Raw genomic sequence first — 15,278 nt, forward strand, 5'->3', positions numbered from 1 at the left:
CAGCCCGCACCCATCAATCATAACAGACGGGCACCGAGGAAACAGCCATGCAACAGATCCGCGTCTGCACCCACGCAGGACCGGGCTCGGAGCCCGTCATCCGCACCGTGCCGTGGCCGAAGGTCGGCCGCAAGGCCGCGCTGATCAAGGTCGGCGCCTGCGGGGTCTGTGGCACCGATCTGCACATCCTCAAAGGACACTGGCCGAAGCCGCTGCCCTGGCCATTCACGCTCGGCCACGAGCTCGGCGGTGTCATCGTCGAATGCGGCGAGGAGTTTTCCGAGGATTTTATGAGCAAGCCGCTGACCGTCGGCTCCAAGGTGATGATCCCGCCGCTGATGCCGTGCGGGCGCTGCTACTACTGCATTCACTATCCGCAGACGGCGAACAAGTGCCTGACGCCGGTCTATTACGGCCGCTATCTCGGCTTCGACAAGGCGCCGCACATGTGGGGCGGCTGGGCCGAATATGTCTATGTCGATCTCGAGATGCTGCCGGGCACCAAGATCTACAAGCTGCCCGACGACATGTCGCTGCGGCTGGGGGCACTGTCCGAGCCGCTGACCTCCTGCATCCGCGCCTTCAACCGTGCGACCCGTGCCGGTGGTTTTTCCTGGGGCGACACGGTCGTGATCCAGGGCTCGGGCCCGATCGGCATTCTCGCGGTCGCGGCCGCAAAGGAGATGGGGGCCGCGCGCGTCGTCTGTGTCGGCGCGCCGGAGGAGCCGCGGCTCAAGCTCGCGCGCGAGTTCGGTGCGGAGGCGACCGTCAACATCGAGGAGCTGAAGTCGCCTCAGGAGCGCATCGATCGCGTGCGGAAAATCGTCGGCGGCTTCGGCGCCGACCTCGTGATGGATTGCTCGGGTCATCCCACGGCCGGCCCCGAAGGCATCGAGATGCTGCGCGACGGCGGCACCTATGTCGAGATGGGCCAGTTCACCGACGCCGGCTCGATCGATACGTCCTGGCACCGCATCTGCACCAAGGATCTCAACGTGCTGGGATCCTGGGGCTTTACCGGCAACGATCTGCCGCTCGGCGTCGACATGCTCTACCGCACGCGTGACAAATATCCCTGGCTGAAGATGCAGACGATCTATCCTTTCACGGAAGAGGGCGTCGCGCAGGCGGTGAAGGATGCGATGGCGATGAAGACGGTGAAGTCGACCATCGTGCCGTGGCCGGAGCTGGTGGACTAGCCGTGATGGACGAGAGGCCAAGCAGTCCCCGCTCACCCTTCGGTGCCATCCGCGCGATCGACTACACCGTGATCTTCGTGCGCGACATGGCCGCGATGCGGCGCTTCTATGAGGACGTGCTCGCCTTTCCGCTCTCGCGCGAGCTCTCGCCGAACTGGATCGAATACGGCTTGGGCAACAACACGCTGGCTCTGGCAAAACCGAGCCGGACCGCTTCCGATGCGCCGACCCCGGCGGGCAGCGCCTCGCTTCAACTGGCCTTCAAGGTCTCCGCGGCCGAGGTCGATCAATGTGCCGACGAGCTCGTGCGGCAGGGCGTGGCGTTGCTCTCGCCGCCGACGGACCAGCCCTTCGGACATCGCACGTTGTTCTTTCGCGACCCTGACGGCAATCTTCTGGAGGTCTATGCCGAGATCTGAACCGCGGCAGAGGCGGGCGATGGCCCAAAAAGTTCCACCAGGAATCCGCAAGTTATTCACGTCGAGGTGAAACTTAAGTCCCAGTTCCGGCTTTCAGTTCGCGGGAGAGGTATCGTGAAGCGAATCCTGAAACCCGTCACTTACATCCTGGCTGCGATCTACTTCCTGGTGGATGCGGTCTTCATGGCCGTGGCAAGGCCGATCGCCCGCTGGATCGGGCGGTATTTCGAGTTCAGGCGGTTGCGCGCCTGGATCAGGGCGCTTCCGCCTTATCCATCGCTCGCCCTGTTTTCCGTGCCCGTCATCATTTTGGAGCCGATCAAGCCGGTCGCAGCCTACCTCGCTGCAACCGGTCAGGTCGTTAGCGGTGCGGTGACTTTTATCATCGGCGAGCTGCTCAAGCTTGTGCTGGTGGAGCGCCTTTTCCATCTCACGCGGGACAAGCTGATGCGGATTCCGGCGTTTGCCTGGACCTATGGTAAGTTCGCCGAGATGAAAGCGTGGCTGCAGGCAACCGAAGCCTGGCGGGCCATTCGGGCCCTGGCCCACGCGGCCAAGGACACTGTTGCGCGGGCAAGAGCCAAGCTGATCGGTAGGTTCAGCAGGCTGGCGACCTCGAGGGACTAGGCCAGAGCCAACCGCGTTGCCCTCTATGCGAGCTTACGCGCAGCGGCGGTCGCCTTATCGCCCGTGTTCGGCGTGCCAGTCGGCTCGATCAGCATGAGATGGACCTCCTCGCGCGCCACCGGGCGATGCTCGACACCCCGGGGAACGACGTAGACTTCGCCCGGGCCGAGCGTCACCGTGCGATCCCGCAGTTCGATGTCGAGACTGCCCTTCAGGACCAGAAAGAAATCGTCGGTGTCATCGTGCTTGTGCCAGGTGAACTCGCCCTTCACCTTCACCACCATCACGTCGCAATCGTTGAAGGTCGTGATCGTGCGCGGCGACCAATAATCCCCAAAGGTCGCGAGCTTGTCGGCAAGCGATATGCTGTCGGCCATGTTTTTCCCCGTTGCTCTCTCGTGGGGTACGATTTGGGGGCGAGTGCAGGGCGCGACAAGGCCGCATTCGTTCAGCAGAGCAGCCAGCTTCTATTTGACGTATCCGGACAACATGGCCTGTGCCCATTCAGGGCGGTTGTTGGCGAGCGCGCGCGCCGAGGCGGCCTCCCAGTCGTATTCGAGTGCCAGGAGTTCGACCTGCCAGCCCCTTTTTCCCTTGGTGAGGATCGCGTAGCGGGCGTGAGGCGAGCGGTGTTCCAGTTTTGCGGCAAAGGGAATGTCCGCGAAGACCGGGCATCCGACGCTCCCCGGATTAAGGACCAAGCACTCGCGCGGCCCGTGAATGACGGCCTGGCGGTGGCTATGGCCACACAGCACCACGCGCGCCGCCGGCTCGCTCGCCAGGCGTGCCTCCAGCACGTCGCGGCGTGCCGGCACAAAGCGGCCGTCGTCGAGCGATTCCTCCAGCAAGCACGTCGTATCGCTCTCGGGCGTGCCATGGCAGGCCAGGATGCCATCGTCCAGTCGCAGTTGGGAGGGCAGGCTGTGGAGGGTGCGCCGCTGCTCCGCAGTCAACGCGTTGCGCGCAAACAGACCTGCCGGCGAGAGCTTGTCGTCCGGAAATTCCTCGATCCAGCGATCATGGTTTCCGCGCACGGTCGGCAACGACAGCGATTGCAGGGCTTCGAAAGTCTCTTTCGGCCACAACGGGCTGGTGACGCAATCCCCGAGGTTGAGAGTGCGATCGACGCCCCGTGCCTTGATGTCGGCCAGCACCGCCTCCAGCGCGACAAGGTTGCCGTGGATGTCGGAAATGACTGCCAATCGCATCGTTGTGCTCCCTTTTATTTCGCCTGAACTTAAGCTGCCAGGTCGCTGGACATATCTAGCATCAGCCAATGGCACGTTCACCAACTAGCCATCGCTAATCTGGCTATCTTTCACCACCCTCGCGCCAACCACCTTGGTGCCCTCGACCTCCCGCACGATCCGTTCGTCCGGCCCCACGATCCCGAGATCGAACTCGCGATCCGGCGTGATGAGGATCAGGCGCTGACCAGCGATCACGACCACCGTCATGTCGTTGCGCTCGCCCTCCGCCGCCCATGCGCGGATGTCGCCGGCGTAGGGCTCCCCGCGCCAGGCGTTGGGAGAGCCCGGGTCGCAGCGGACTTCGATGCCGTCCTCCGAGGTGGTCAGGACGAGTTTTGACCGGTTGGGCTTCCATCGTTCGTCGAGGAGATCGCTCGCCAGCCACAGGCAGGCGAAGTCCTCGCATTCACCCGGCCGCGCAGAGTAGGTCGCGCAGCCGCGGCCGGGTTTGCAATGCCGGCACCAGGTGTTCGCGGGCTTGGCCAGCGCCTCGATGGCCATCACCTTGCAGCAGAGTGTGCAGTCGCCACAGCTGCGTTTGACGGAGGACGTCACGCGGTCATTCCCATCACATCCGGTGGGGCTCAGGCTAATGGAGGTGGCTGCAAAAATCCGCTGCAACCTTCAGGCGCGGCTCTCTCCGGAAAGCCATGCATCAAAGGCATGGTGATTTGGCGGTACTTGGCGTAAAGAGCCTCCAATCACATCGCCAGCGTGCGGCCAGGCCCGTTGCCGCGCCCGCCAGCTCAGGTCCGCCGGTTTCATCGTTCCGCGCCTGAATTAACCAAGGTTCTCCATCCCGTGTCTCTTCCGGCCCTGACCCCGCCGCTCGCCCGAGCTTTGGCCGAGCGGAACTATGATTCACTGACGCCCGTCCAGCTCGCCGTGCTCGCCCATGAAGCCACCAGCCGCGACCTGCTGGTGTCGGCCCAGACCGGTTCCGGCAAGACCGTTGCTTATGGATTGGCCATCGCCAAGAATCTGCTTGATGACGCCGAGCACTTCGGGCCCGCGGCCGCCCCGCTCGCCTTGATCGTCGCGCCGACCCGCGAGCTCGCACTTCAGGTTCAGCGCGAGCTGGCCTGGCTGTACGGGCATGCAGGCGGGCGCGTCGTCTCCTGTGTCGGCGGCATGGATCCGCGGCGCGAGCAGCGCGAGCTGGCCGCCGGCGCGCACATCGTCGTCGGCACGCCCGGACGGCTGTGCGATCATCTGCGGCGCGGCCGTCTCGATATCTCCGAACTCGCCGCCGTCGTGCTCGACGAGGCCGACGAGATGCTCAATCTCGGCTTTCGCGAGGACATGGAATTCATCCTCGAGACCACGCCGGAGACGCGCCGCACGTTGCTGTTCTCGGCAACGTTTCCGCGCGGGATCGTCGCGCTGGCGCGGCAGTATCAGCGCGATGCCTTCCGGATCGAGGTCGCCGGCGACGAGGGCGGTCATGCCGATATCGAGTATCGCGCCATCCGCATCGCGCCCGCCGACGTCGAGCATGCCGTCGTCAACGTGCTCCGCTTCTACGAAGCGCCGAGCGCGCTGGTGTTCTGCAGCACGCGCGATGCCGTCAGGCATTTGCAGGCAGCGCTTCTGGAGCGCGGCTTTGCCGTGGTCGCCCTGTCGGGCGAACTGACGCAGAACGAGCGGACCCTGGCGCTGCAGTCGCTGCGCGACGGGCGCGCCCGCGTCTGCGTCGCGACCGACGTTGCCGCCCGCGGCATCGATCTGCCGAGCCTCGACCTCGTCATCCATGCTGATCTGCCCAACGACGCCGAGGTCATGCAGCACCGCTCGGGCCGCACCGGGCGTGCGGGCCGGAAGGGAACGAGCGTCCTCTTGGTGCCGCCCGCGCGGCGGCGGCGTGCGGAACTGTTGCTGAACCTCTCGGGCATCGATGCGGACTGGGGCACGGCGCCGCAGGCGGATGAAATCCGCAAGCTCGATCACGAGCGCATGAAGGACGTGCTGTTCACCGAGGAGACGACGTCCGACGACCTGGCCTTGGCGCAAGCCTTGTTGGCCGAGCGGTCGGCCGAGGACATCGCCGCCGCGCTCGCGCGGCTCTATCGCGCGCGGCTGCCGTCACCCGAAGACATCATCGATCCCGGCGAGCGGACCGGCCGGCCGCGCGACGATCGCGGCCGCGACAGGTTTGAAGGCGGCGACGATCGTCCCGCCAAGCCTCGATCGAAGTCCGGAAAAACGTCCTCGAAGCACGTCATGGCGGAGGGCAGCGTCTGGTTCCGCGCCGCGATCGGGCGGCGCAAGAATGCGGAAGCGCGCTGGCTGCTGCCGATGATCTGCCGCCGCGGCGGCATCGACAAGCGCGACATCGGTGCCATCAAGATCATGGACACCACCACCGAGTTCGAGATTTCCGAGCGGGTCGCGGAGTCTTTTGCCGCGAAGATCAAGCGTCCGGACAAGGAGGACAGCATCCGCATCGAGCCGATGGCGGAGGCGCCGCAGCGGCACGAGCCCTCGGAGGAGCGGTACCACGCATCTCAGCGTGAGAGCGGTAACAGCGAACATCGTGAACGTCGCGACGATCGACCGCGCGAGACGGGATTCAAGCCGCGGGACAAGGGGCACGGCGAACGCAGGCCGAAATTCGACGATCCGCCGTCCTTCGGAAAGAAGAAGCGGCACAAGAGCAAGCCGGGCCATGCAGAGCCGTCGGTCACGCCGTGGCCGGTCAAGGGTGCGCCAGGAAAGAAATCAAAGAAGAAGCGTCGCGGCTGAGCGACGCCAGACAATTAGACAGCAATGATGCCGCCGGATTGCGCCGGCGGCATCATCTGAAAAGCCTGTGTGAGTTCAGCGGCCGCCGCCACCGCCACCACCACCACCACCGCCGCCACCACCGCCAGCATCACGCATCGACGAGCTGTAGCGCGGATCGGTCTGCTTCATATAGGTCGGCGAGGTATCGTGGGTCAGGGGAACGGTGCGTCGTGCGCCGCCGGGGGTCGGCGTCTCGATCAGGATGCCGCAGCCTTCGAAGAAGGCGGTGTCGCAGCCATAGGTGCGATACTGCGCCGCGTTGGCGCTGGTCGAGGTGAACGCAGCCGTGGCAGCGAATGCAATCAAGGCAACTTTCGTCAATGTGAGTTTCATGGACATTCTCCAGTCTCGGTTCGGCGAGACCGGAACGGCCCGCGCAGTTCTTCGACGGGACCTGGCCGAAAGCGGTTCGAGCGCGCGGCTTCACGCCCGCGTGAGCCGGGATTGACCGGCTGGGACGTTACGTCGCGGCGAGGTCGCGGAGCATGTAGGTCGCGCCATTGCCGTAGGATGCGAGCTTGGCACGCAATTGCGCATCCGCAGGTACCGGTCGAAAGCCGGACCGCTCCCACAGCGGCCGCGTGGCATAGACCGAGACCAGCGCGAGCGACGCGATGCCTGACGCATGCGCCAGCTTCTCGATATCGGCAACATAAGCGCGCGACGCGCCGCCGCGGAAATCGGGCAGCACCGCGACGTCGTGCACATAGATGCAATCCGCATCGTCGGGGAGACGTTCGAGGAAAACATCAAGCGGCGGGATCCGGTGCTGCTTCCAGGGATGCGCGAGGCCGTAACCAACGATCTCGTCGTCCGCAATGAGCGCGCGGCAGCCATCGGGATAGAGCCGCATCTTTTCCGCGAACACCTCGGGTCGTTCCGGAAGGTCGGGATGGATACGCGCCGCGATCGCGCTGATCGCGGGCAGGTCGGAGGCGCGCGCGGGACGCCAGTGCGGCTTGCTCATGTCGGACTATTCCGTCTCACTCACTCCGGTCTATGCCGCCCGCAGGAATACGACGCCTCGCGCAACCGCCCTAGCCAAGTGCGCTGATCTCAAGTTGGCGCATGCGATTGCGGCAACTTCAGAGATGCGGAACTCGGTCTGGGCCGCTTCGTCGCAGGAAATTGAATTAATTTCGGCTGAGAGTCTGAAAGCGAACCGAACTGGCCACTCTCCTCGTTCATATTTGGCTCTGCAAGGGGGACGGGGCCGGTTATCCGCAGCAACAATCCCACCGCGTTGAAAGTAGCAGTATCGGTGTCCTGGTGCGGCATGCACCGCGACGCCCGGGGAGTCTTCAATCCGTGATCTAGTTTCGCTTGAAAGGATGAAAGCCCGTGAGTGATGCCAATGTGAAAGTCGAGACGAATGCAGCCCCGCAAGACGTGGGGGCCAACGGAAGCGCAAAGCTCCAGTTCGACGTACCGTTCTTCAACATGCAGACGATGTTCGGCAGTTTCGCCGAGCAGGGCGCCACGCGGGCCCAGGCGAATTTTGCGAAAGTGAGGGCGACTTCGGAGGAAGTCACCGCAGCTCTTTGCGATGCCTATTCGACCAATGCCAAGCGTGCCGCCGACTATGGCATCAGGCTCATCGAACTATCCCACGCCAACACGACCTCCACGCTGGACTTCATTTCCCAGCTTGTCGATGCGAGGTCATTTACCGATCTCGTCAACCTCTCCTCCGCCCACAGCCGCAAGACCTTTGAAGCGACTTCGGCTCAGAATCGCGAACTCTGGGATCTCGCCCAGAAGGCCGCGACCGAAACGGCCGAGCCGATCAAGCAGAGCTTGAACCGGGTATTGCGTAGCGCTGCTTGAATCGAAGCGTTTGGCCGCGCGGATCGGCTGGACGAGCGTCTCCGCAAGAAGAGAAGCCGTCCAGCCGATTGCGGCCGCCCTCACTGTCGAGGTGACGCCAAGCTGGAGGAAATCACGATGGGTATGGTGATGATCAAGTGCCCGGAAACGGGAAACGCTATTCCGACGGGCATCGAGATGGATGGCGAGAGGTTTCGATGCAGTGCGGTGTTCTTTTCGCGCACCTATTGCCGGATGTGCGCCGCGACGCATGAATGGTTCGCCAAAGAGGCGTGGGTCTACGAGTCGGTCTTGGCGAAGGGCGGATCCGGGGGCAGGCAGCCAATCGGCGCCGGCGCGGCGTGAAGGAGCCTCGGCGCATCCTGCGAAACGATCCGATCGATCCTGCGGCTCATCACCTTGTAGCACTCACAGGCGATGACCTCGAGCCGGTGCCTGTCGATCTCGAGCTGGCCGCGCCGGTTGGACTTGATCGCCCGTGACGCGCGCAACGCGCTCACCACGTGCGTGACCGTGGTGCGCCGGACGCCGAGCAATTCCGACAGCGTCTCCTGCGTCAAGGGCAGCAGGTCACCGCCGTCCGTCCGGTCGTGGATGTGCAGCAGCCAGCGGGCGAGGCGCGCCTCGACCGAATGCAGGGCGTTGCAAGCTGCGACGTGCTGGAATTGCGTCAGCAGCGTCCTGGTGAGCAGCTGAACCGAGTTTGCAATGGCGGGACTGCGTTCGAGCGCAATGTGAAATCGTGCGGGTGAGATCTGCAGCGCCGTTCCGGCCACGCGGACGACCGCGGTCATGGGTGATCGGATCGGGCCGAGCGCCGTCATGAGTCCGACAGCGCCGTCGTTGCCGATCACGGCAGTTGCCGCCGTCTGTCCGTTCGGCAACTCCATGATGAGGGCGACCGCGCCGCTGCAGGGAAAGGAGAGGTGATCGATCTTGTCGCCCGATCGAACCAGGACTGCGTCGTGCTGGAGCTCTACTTTTCGCAAATAAGGTGCAAGCAACGCGAAATCGGCCGGCGGTAACGCAGCTAACAACCGATTGCCAACTCTAGTCGCGTGCTCCATCACGGGAATTGTCCCTGGACGGACGCCCGGCAGACGCATCTTCACCAATCGAGCTGCGCTGCCGCTTGCCACGGCAAACGAATAAACTCGTCTTAAAAGCTAAGGTTCCTCTGACGTATTGGCAAGCCGGTGCGCGAATGCGTTTGATCTCGATCAAGCCTTCGAAGATCGGACCGGCTGTATGCAAAGCTGCGCGTCTGACGCGAGAGCAGGTCCTAGCGCAGCCCCTCATAGACCATCAGCCCGCGTGCGATCTGAAGTTTGCGGATCGCGCGCGGCAGCAGCTTCTCCGGCTGGTGCAGGTAGCGCCAGGAGGTGAGGGTGAAGGCTGAAAGCGTGCCGCATTCGTCGTCGAAGGGCGCGAGCACGCCGGTGACGCTCACCGGCGTATGCGGGCGCGCGTTGAAGGGCAGCAGCAGGAGCTCGAGATGCGCCTTGCTGCCGTCCTCGCGCGCGGCGGTGACGCCGGCGATCGCACCGAGCGTCTCGTCGGCGACGATGGTCGCGATCTCCTCGATCTCGCTGCGGCTCGCCGCCGTGAACAGCGCCGCGAAGCTCTTGTCCTTGAGGTCGATCCCGGCCAGTGCGCAGACGCGGGTGCCGGCAACGCGGAAGGGGAAGCCGAGACTGGGCTCGCAGGACAGCACGAAGATGTCGCCGAGCAGGCCGCGGACCGCGGCCGGATCGATGTCGGCCCGGTCAGGGGCCCGCGCAGTACCGCGCTTCTTGTCCCAATATGCGAAGAACGCGCGGCTCGACGGATGTTTCATGACTGACGCTAACCCCGGGGGCGCAACCTCGCGGGACAGATCTGTCCCGCTTCAGTGCACCCACGATCCCTTCTGTTGTTGTGCAGGAGGGGATTTGCAGCGTCCATGCCGCGGGGGCCTTTTCAGGCCCGTTGAAGCGGTCTTTGCGTTGTTAACGTTAAATTAACTATGCGCTTCGCGCCTCGCGCGGCCCTGCTATGGTGACCGCGGTCGCAAGCCTCGCCACTTTTCTCCAGGTTCTCGGCGGGGCCTGTACACAGGGCGTCAAACAGTTTGGCCACGGGCCGGGGAGGGGTGGGGATACACCTTCATTCCCCAGGGCATCGGAAGGCCGACACGGACAGGCAGGGCTTTCCCAGGGCCCTGCCTTTTCCTTTTGCGCACTTGCGCAAGGCCGGCAAAGGCGACTATCTCCAAGCCTGTCGCTCCGATCGCGCCTGAAAGCGAAGCTGCCTTGGATTCCCCGCAAGATTCGTCGCCGGACGTGCCGGCCGTCCACGAGGAGGCTCCGCGCGAGCCGATCCTGACGCTGCCGGCGGCGCTGACCGCCTATATCGCCCTGCTGGCGCTGATCCATCTGCGGGTGCTGCTGCCGCCGGAGCTCGAAAACTGGACCATCGACGTCTTCGGCTTCATCCCGAAGCGCTACGATGCCTCGCTGCTCAATCTGCAGATCCCCGGTGGCGCCGGCGCCAAAGTCTGGAGCTTCGTCACCTATTCGCTGCTGCACGCCAATCTGACCCATCTCGGCTTCAATGTGCTGTGGCTGCTGCCGTTCGGCAGCGCGCTGGCGCGGCGCTTCGGCGCGATCAGGTTCTTCGTCTTCATGGCGGTGACGGCGGCGGCCGGCGCGCTCGCCCATCTCGTCACCCATGAGCATGCGGTGGCGCCGATGATCGGCGCCTCGGCGTCGGTGTCGGGCGCGATGGCAGCCGCGATCCGCTTTGCTTTCGCTCGCGGCAGCTTCCTGTCGTTCAGCCGATCGGATGCCGATACCGCCGCAAAAGTTCCTGCGCTGCCGCTGTCGCGTGCGCTGCGCGACGGGCGGGTGGTCGCCTTCCTCGCAGTGTGGTTCGGCGTCAACATCATCTTCGGCGTCGGCGCGATCGGCATCGATGCCGAGACCACCAGCGTTGCCTGGCAGGCACATATCGGCGGTTTCTTCGCCGGCCTGTTGCTGTTCGCGCTGTTCGATCCCGTGCCGCGCGTGCGAAGCGATGCTGCGGATGCGTCATCGCAGGACGTTTCCGACCGTATTTGAAGCTGTGCTTGCGGCCCGGCCCGAATTCATCCATCATTCGCTGGAAGAATGTTCCGAAGCGACAAGCCCCTAGAGGCAACGCTTCGACAAGCGCGCGAGCGTGAAACCCGCGCCGAAACTGTTAGTTGAAGACTCGCGAACAAGTCCGGACCGCCAAAGGCGGACGGCTTCGATTCAGGGAGGCGGCAATGACGGTACGTTCCATTCTCAACACCAAGGGCCACCAGATCATGAGCGTCGAGCCCGACGTCAAGCTGTCGGCCGCGATCAAGCTGCTCGGTGAGAAGAAGATCGGCGCGGTGCTGGTGATGAACCAGAGCCGGCTGGAAGGCATCCTGTCCGAGCGCGACATCGTGCGCGTGCTCGGCGATCGCGGCGCCGGCGTGCTGGAGGAGCCGGTCTCGGAGGTCATGACCCGCAAGGTCGTCACCTGCAAGGAGACCGACACGGTCGCCGAGCTCATGGAGACGATGACGACCGGCAAGTTCCGCCATCTGCCCGTGCTCGACAACGGCAAGGTGGTCGGCCTGATCTCGATCGGCGACATCGTCAAATGGCGTGTCCGCGAATACGAGACCGAGCAGGAAGCCCTGCGCGACTACATCAAGACGGCCTGACGGACCTCACGCGGGTCCGCCTTATTCGTCTGCTTTGGGCGCGTGGCCCGCGGGCGCCGGCGCGAGCACTTCGATCGCCTCCTGGATCGATTGCAGCGCGCGCTCGGCGGCGCGCGTGCCATGCGCGATCAGGTCCTCGGAGCGGTGGAAGTCGAACCAGCCGAAGTGGCCGACCCGCGGCGTGATCAACATGTCGGGCGGATCGCCGGCAAGGCGCGCGCGGGTGATGCGGTCCTGCATGATGTTGAAGGCATCGACCATCACCGAGGAGATGCCGGGCCGTCCGCCGCCGCCGAAGAACTCGCGCTTCACGGTCTTCTCGGGCGAGAACAGGCGCGGAAAGCGCCGCTTGGTCGTCGTCGCCTCGGCCTCGGAGGCGACCGGGGCGGGCGCCGCGCCGTGCGCATGGATCGTCGTGGAATGGGTGAAGATGTCGCTGGAAAGATTTGCGGCGATGACGATTTCGGCGCCGAGCGCGCGGGCGGCCGAGACCGGCACCGGATTGACCAGCGTGCCGTCGACCAGCCAGCGGTCGCCGATCAGGACCGGTGAGAAGATGCCGGGCAGGGCGTAGGACGCCCGCATCGCGTCGACCATGCGGCCGCGCGTCAGCCAGATCTCGTGGCCGGTGCGGACCTCGGTCGCAACAGCGGCGAACTTGATGGGCAGGTCCTCGATCAGGGTCTGGCCGACCGCCTTCTCGAGCCGGGTTGCCAGCTTATCGCCGCCGATCAGGCCGGAGCCGTTGAGGCGGATGTCGAGATAGCCGAGGATGTTGCGCATGCCCTGCAGGCTGCGCCCCCACTCTTCGAACGTATCGAGCCGGCCGGCCGCATGGAGGCCGCCGACCACGGCGCCGATCGAGGTGCCGACCACGACGTCGGGTACGATGCCGTTGGCAATCAGGGTCCTCAGGATCCCGATATGGGCAAAGCCGCGCGCCGCGCCGCCGCCGAGTGCGAGGCCAATGACTGGCCGGCGGATGCTGCCCAAGCCGACTTTCTCGCCGACTTTTTCGCCGGCCTTCTCGCCGTTGGAGCCGTTCGAGCTGCGGCCCTTCAAGATCTCCAGCACTAAAACTCTCCTACGCTGGGGCCACCCACCGCCAGACTAGGCACCCCACTTGCGCTCCGCCATATCAGGGGCAAAGCATGGTTTATGCCGCTTTGGTAAAGGCGCTGGGCAGGAGTATGGCGAGGGGCGGTTGCCTTAAGTCTAATCACGCAGGCGTCAGTCGGGTTCCATAGATCGCATGAAGCCGTATTTCCTGGGATATCCGAGGCTTGAATTTGCCGCGTTTTCGGTGAAAAGCAGGGAACATGACACGCGGGGGTGACGGCATCATCGGATGGCGGCGCGGCGGCAGCCTGCTGCCGGCGCTGATCCTTGCCGTCTGCCTCGTGGCAGCAGGCCAAAACGCTGCGCAGGCGCAGCTTTTCTCCGATCGCCCGCCGCCGGTGCCCCCGGCCTCGGTGCCCGATCCCGGCGGTGCCGTCAGCCTGGCGCCGCCCTCCGGCCCGGGCATCGGTCCTCCGAGCCTGCCGCCGACCCTGACCCAGCCTGTGACGCCCAGCATGCCGCCGCCCGCGGTCACGACGGTGCCGTCGGCCGCGCCGCTCAATGCGGCGGTACCCGGACAGGGCGTGCTGTCGCTGACCGCGAAATATGGCAAGGATTCTCCTGCGATCACCAGCGGCCTGGTCTGGCGCGTGTTTGCCGATCGTCCCGACGAGAACGGCACCTTCAAGCTGATCCGCGAGGACCGCAGCGCCACGCCGAACATCGTGCTGCCGCCCGGCAATTACGTCGTCCACGTCGCCTTCGGCCTCGTCAGCGCAGTGCGCACCGTCAGCCTGAAGGCCGAGACCGACCGCGAATCCTTCGTGCTGCCGGCCGGGGGCTTACGCATCGAAGGCCGCGTCGGCACCAGCCGCATTCCGCAGAACCAGATCTCGTTCGCGATCTACAAGGGCAGCCAGTTCGAATCCGGCGAGCGCGCCTCGCTGGTGCCCAACGTCGCCGCCGGCGACGTCGTGCTGATCCCGGAGGGCACCTACTACATCGTCTCCAATTATGGCGATGCCAATTCGGTGGTGCGCTCGGACATCCGCGTCCAGGCCGGCAAGCTCACCGACGTCACCATCACCCATCGCGCCGCCGTCATCACGCTCAAGCTCGTCAGCGACCGGGGCGGCGAGGCGCTCGCCAACACCGCCTGGTCGGTGCTGACCCCCGGCGGCGACGTCATCAAGGAATCGATCGGCGCCTTCCCGCGCGTCGTGCTGTCCGAAGGTGAATACCGCGCCATCGCCAAGAACGAAGGCAAGGTCTACGAGCGCGGCTTCAACGTCGTGAACGGCGTCGACGGCGAAGTGGAAGTGGTGGCGCGGTAGTCTCGTGTCCCGGACGCGGTGCAGCACGGAGTGATGCACCGCTGAGCCGGGACCCAGAAGGCCGCAGCGTATATCTCGATGGATGGCCCCCGGCTCTGCAGCGCACCGCCGAAGAGGCGCTGCGCTGCGTCCGGGGCACGAGACCTTCTCATTTCCGATACCTCAACGCCTCCACCAGCACCGCAAACGCCGGCGTCGGCTGCCGCCGGCTCGGGTAATAGAGGTGGTAGCCGGCGAACGGCGCGCACCAGTCGGCGAGCACGCGGATCAATCGTCCGTCGGCGATCTCGCGCTTCACGATGTCCTCCGGGACATAGGCAAGACCGAGCCCCGCCAGCACGGCGTTCATCCGCAAGAGGCCGGTGTTGAACACGAGCTGGCCGTCGACGCGCACCTTCATGGCTCGGCCGCGCTTCTCGAACTCCCAGGCGTAGATCCCGCCATAGGTGGGCAGGCGAAGGTTGATGCAACTATGCTCGGTCAGATCCTGCGGCTGCTTCGGCTTGGCCCGTGCGGCGAAATAGGCCGGCGAGCCTACCACCGCCATGCGCATCTCCGGGCCGATCCGCACCGCGATCATGTCCTTGGCGACCTGCTCGCCGAGCCGCACGCCGGCATCGTAACGCTCGGCGACGATGTCGGTGAGGCCATAGTCGACGACGAGCTCGACCTTGATGTCAGGATAGCGCGGCAGCAGCTTCGCCAGCGCCGGCCACAGGATGGTCTGCGCCGCATGCTCGCCGGTGGTGATGCGCACGGTGCCGGCCGGCGTCTCGCGCAGCGCGGTCAGCGCCGACAGCTCCGCATCGATCTCGGCAAAGCGCGGCCCGATATTGCGCAGCAGGCGTTCGCCGGCCTCTGTCGGCGCGACGCTGCGGGTGGTGCGGGTGAGGAGCCTCAAGCCCAGCCGCTCCTCGAGGCCGCGCACGGTGTGGCTGAGCGCCGATTGCGACAACCCGAGCTGGGCTGCAGCGCGGGTGAAGCTGCGCTCGCGCGCGACGGCGAGGAAGGCGAGGAGGTCGTTGACGTTGGTGCGGGCCATTCATGAATCCGGATCATGAGTA

General features: G+C 65.1%; 17 protein-coding genes. 8 read left to right on the forward strand and 9 right to left on the reverse strand.

What is annotated here, in order from left to right:
- Positions 1 to 47: 47 nt before the first annotated feature.
- From XH79_RS34070 to XH79_RS34080, 3 genes are all read left to right on the forward strand, one after another.
- Positions 48 to 1,199 carry a zinc-binding dehydrogenase gene (locus XH79_RS34070; protein WP_271584514.1) on the forward strand — a complete coding sequence of 384 codons (1,152 nt, stop codon included), beginning with the start codon at positions 48 to 50 and terminating at the stop codon, positions 1,197 to 1,199.
- Positions 1,200 to 1,204: 5 nt separating this feature from the next.
- The gene (locus XH79_RS34075; protein WP_271584515.1) at positions 1,205 to 1,618 is read left to right on the forward strand and encodes a VOC family protein; all 414 of its coding nucleotides are present in this window, start codon (positions 1,205 to 1,207) and stop codon (positions 1,616 to 1,618) included.
- Positions 1,619 to 1,732: 114 nt separating this feature from the next.
- Complete coding sequence (locus XH79_RS34080) at positions 1,733 to 2,245, forward strand: hypothetical protein (RefSeq protein WP_271584516.1); 513 nt, start codon at positions 1,733 to 1,735, stop codon at positions 2,243 to 2,245.
- 23 nt (positions 2,246 to 2,268) lie between these two features.
- On the opposite strand, the gene XH79_RS34085 is transcribed toward XH79_RS34080, so the two are convergent.
- The 3 genes from XH79_RS34085 to XH79_RS34095 all read right to left on the reverse strand — a co-directional run bounded on the left by XH79_RS34085 (position 2,269) and on the right by XH79_RS34095 (position 4,050).
- Positions 2,269 to 2,622 (reverse strand): cupin domain-containing protein, encoded by a 354-nt coding sequence (locus XH79_RS34085; RefSeq protein ID WP_271584517.1) that lies wholly within the window; start codon positions 2,620 to 2,622, stop codon positions 2,269 to 2,271.
- Positions 2,623 to 2,712: 90 nt separating this feature from the next.
- Positions 2,713 to 3,453 carry a metallophosphoesterase family protein gene (locus tag XH79_RS34090; RefSeq protein ID WP_271584518.1) on the reverse strand — a complete coding sequence of 247 codons (741 nt, stop codon included), beginning with the start codon at positions 3,451 to 3,453 and terminating at the stop codon, positions 2,713 to 2,715.
- A gap of 84 nt (positions 3,454 to 3,537) precedes the next feature.
- Positions 3,538 to 4,050 carry a hypothetical protein gene (locus tag XH79_RS34095; protein WP_271584519.1) on the reverse strand — a complete coding sequence of 171 codons (513 nt, stop codon included), beginning with the start codon at positions 4,048 to 4,050 and terminating at the stop codon, positions 3,538 to 3,540.
- A 246-nt stretch (positions 4,051 to 4,296) separates the two neighbouring features.
- Here XH79_RS34095 and XH79_RS34100 point away from each other — a divergent pair, with 246 nt between their 5' ends.
- On the forward strand, positions 4,297 to 6,237 hold the full coding sequence (locus XH79_RS34100; RefSeq protein ID WP_271584520.1) for a DEAD/DEAH box helicase: 1,941 nt from the start codon (positions 4,297 to 4,299) through the stop codon (positions 6,235 to 6,237).
- Positions 6,238 to 6,312: 75 nt separating this feature from the next.
- Here the strand turns inward: XH79_RS34100 and XH79_RS34105 are convergent, their stop codons facing one another.
- Both XH79_RS34105 and XH79_RS34110 read right to left on the reverse strand, forming a co-directional pair.
- A complete protein-coding gene (locus XH79_RS34105) occupies positions 6,313 to 6,612 on the reverse strand; it encodes a hypothetical protein (protein WP_212341367.1) in 300 nt (99 codons plus the stop codon).
- 127 nt (positions 6,613 to 6,739) lie between these two features.
- On the reverse strand, positions 6,740 to 7,246 hold the full coding sequence (locus tag XH79_RS34110) for a GNAT family N-acetyltransferase (protein WP_271584521.1): 507 nt from the start codon (positions 7,244 to 7,246) through the stop codon (positions 6,740 to 6,742).
- Between the two features lie 374 nt (positions 7,247 to 7,620).
- On the opposite strand from XH79_RS34110, the gene XH79_RS34115 reads away from it, so the two are divergent.
- Positions 7,621 to 8,106 carry a phasin gene (locus tag XH79_RS34115; RefSeq protein ID WP_271584522.1) on the forward strand — a complete coding sequence of 162 codons (486 nt, stop codon included), beginning with the start codon at positions 7,621 to 7,623 and terminating at the stop codon, positions 8,104 to 8,106.
- Between the two features lie 278 nt (positions 8,107 to 8,384).
- Here XH79_RS34115 and XH79_RS34125 read toward each other — a convergent pair whose 3' ends face one another.
- Together XH79_RS34125 and XH79_RS34130 are read right to left on the reverse strand one after the other, a co-directional pair.
- Positions 8,385 to 9,212, reverse strand: coding sequence for a Crp/Fnr family transcriptional regulator (locus tag XH79_RS34125; protein WP_333938926.1), 828 nt, complete (start codon positions 9,210 to 9,212; stop codon positions 8,385 to 8,387).
- Positions 9,213 to 9,388: 176 nt separating this feature from the next.
- On the reverse strand, positions 9,389 to 9,943 hold the full coding sequence (locus XH79_RS34130) for a PAS domain-containing protein (protein ID WP_212341371.1): 555 nt from the start codon (positions 9,941 to 9,943) through the stop codon (positions 9,389 to 9,391).
- A 454-nt stretch (positions 9,944 to 10,397) separates the two neighbouring features.
- Between XH79_RS34130 and XH79_RS34135 the strand changes: the two genes are divergently transcribed.
- Both XH79_RS34135 and XH79_RS34140 read left to right on the forward strand, forming a co-directional pair.
- Positions 10,398 to 11,204 (forward strand): rhomboid family intramembrane serine protease, encoded by an 807-nt coding sequence (locus XH79_RS34135; protein ID WP_271584524.1) that lies wholly within the window; start codon positions 10,398 to 10,400, stop codon positions 11,202 to 11,204.
- A gap of 188 nt (positions 11,205 to 11,392) precedes the next feature.
- Entirely contained in the window at positions 11,393 to 11,821 is a 429-nt protein-coding gene (locus XH79_RS34140) for a CBS domain-containing protein (RefSeq protein WP_018647115.1), read from the forward strand.
- A gap of 21 nt (positions 11,822 to 11,842) precedes the next feature.
- Here XH79_RS34140 and XH79_RS34145 read toward each other — a convergent pair whose 3' ends face one another.
- Positions 11,843 to 12,895: a patatin-like phospholipase family protein gene (locus tag XH79_RS34145; RefSeq protein ID WP_271584525.1), complete on the reverse strand. Its 1,053-nt coding sequence runs from the start codon at positions 12,893 to 12,895 to the stop codon at positions 11,843 to 11,845.
- Between the two features lie 245 nt (positions 12,896 to 13,140).
- Here XH79_RS34145 and XH79_RS34150 point away from each other — a divergent pair, with 245 nt between their 5' ends.
- Positions 13,141 to 14,214, forward strand: coding sequence for a hypothetical protein (locus XH79_RS34150; RefSeq protein ID WP_271584526.1), 1,074 nt, complete (start codon positions 13,141 to 13,143; stop codon positions 14,212 to 14,214).
- A 148-nt stretch (positions 14,215 to 14,362) separates the two neighbouring features.
- On the opposite strand, the gene XH79_RS34155 is transcribed toward XH79_RS34150, so the two are convergent.
- Entirely contained in the window at positions 14,363 to 15,256 is an 894-nt protein-coding gene (locus tag XH79_RS34155) for a LysR family transcriptional regulator (protein WP_271584527.1), read from the reverse strand.
- Between the last annotated feature and the right edge of the window lie 22 nt (positions 15,257 to 15,278).

Origin of the sequence: Bradyrhizobium sp. CCBAU 45389 (genome assembly GCF_028128625.1) — a bacterium.
Lineage (GTDB): Bacteria > Pseudomonadota > Alphaproteobacteria > Rhizobiales > Xanthobacteraceae > Bradyrhizobium > Bradyrhizobium liaoningense_B.

Bases quoted from the DNA above. Each gene is read 5' to 3' on its own strand.
- XH79_RS34155 (WP_271584527.1), bottom strand. From the start codon at position 15,256: ATGGCCCGCACCAACGTCAACGACCTCCTCGCCTTCCTCGCCGTCGCG.
- XH79_RS34075 (WP_271584515.1), top strand. From the start codon at position 1,205: ATGGACGAGAGGCCAAGCAGTCCCCGCTCACCCTTCGGTGCCATCCGC.
- XH79_RS34125 (WP_333938926.1), bottom strand. From the start codon at position 9,212: ATGCGTCTGCCGGGCGTCCGTCCAGGGACAATTCCCGTGATGGAGCAC.
- XH79_RS34090 (WP_271584518.1), bottom strand. From the start codon at position 3,453: ATGCGATTGGCAGTCATTTCCGACATCCACGGCAACCTTGTCGCGCTG.
- XH79_RS34150 (WP_271584526.1), top strand. From the start codon at position 13,141: ATGACACGCGGGGGTGACGGCATCATCGGATGGCGGCGCGGCGGCAGC.
- XH79_RS34130 (WP_212341371.1), bottom strand. From the start codon at position 9,943: ATGAAACATCCGTCGAGCCGCGCGTTCTTCGCATATTGGGACAAGAAG.
- XH79_RS34110 (WP_271584521.1), bottom strand. From the start codon at position 7,246: ATGAGCAAGCCGCACTGGCGTCCCGCGCGCGCCTCCGACCTGCCCGCG.
- XH79_RS34105 (WP_212341367.1), bottom strand. From the start codon at position 6,612: ATGAAACTCACATTGACGAAAGTTGCCTTGATTGCATTCGCTGCCACG.
- XH79_RS34085 (WP_271584517.1), bottom strand. From the start codon at position 2,622: ATGGCCGACAGCATATCGCTTGCCGACAAGCTCGCGACCTTTGGGGAT.
- XH79_RS34070 (WP_271584514.1), top strand. From the start codon at position 48: ATGCAACAGATCCGCGTCTGCACCCACGCAGGACCGGGCTCGGAGCCC.
- XH79_RS34140 (WP_018647115.1), top strand. From the start codon at position 11,393: ATGACGGTACGTTCCATTCTCAACACCAAGGGCCACCAGATCATGAGC.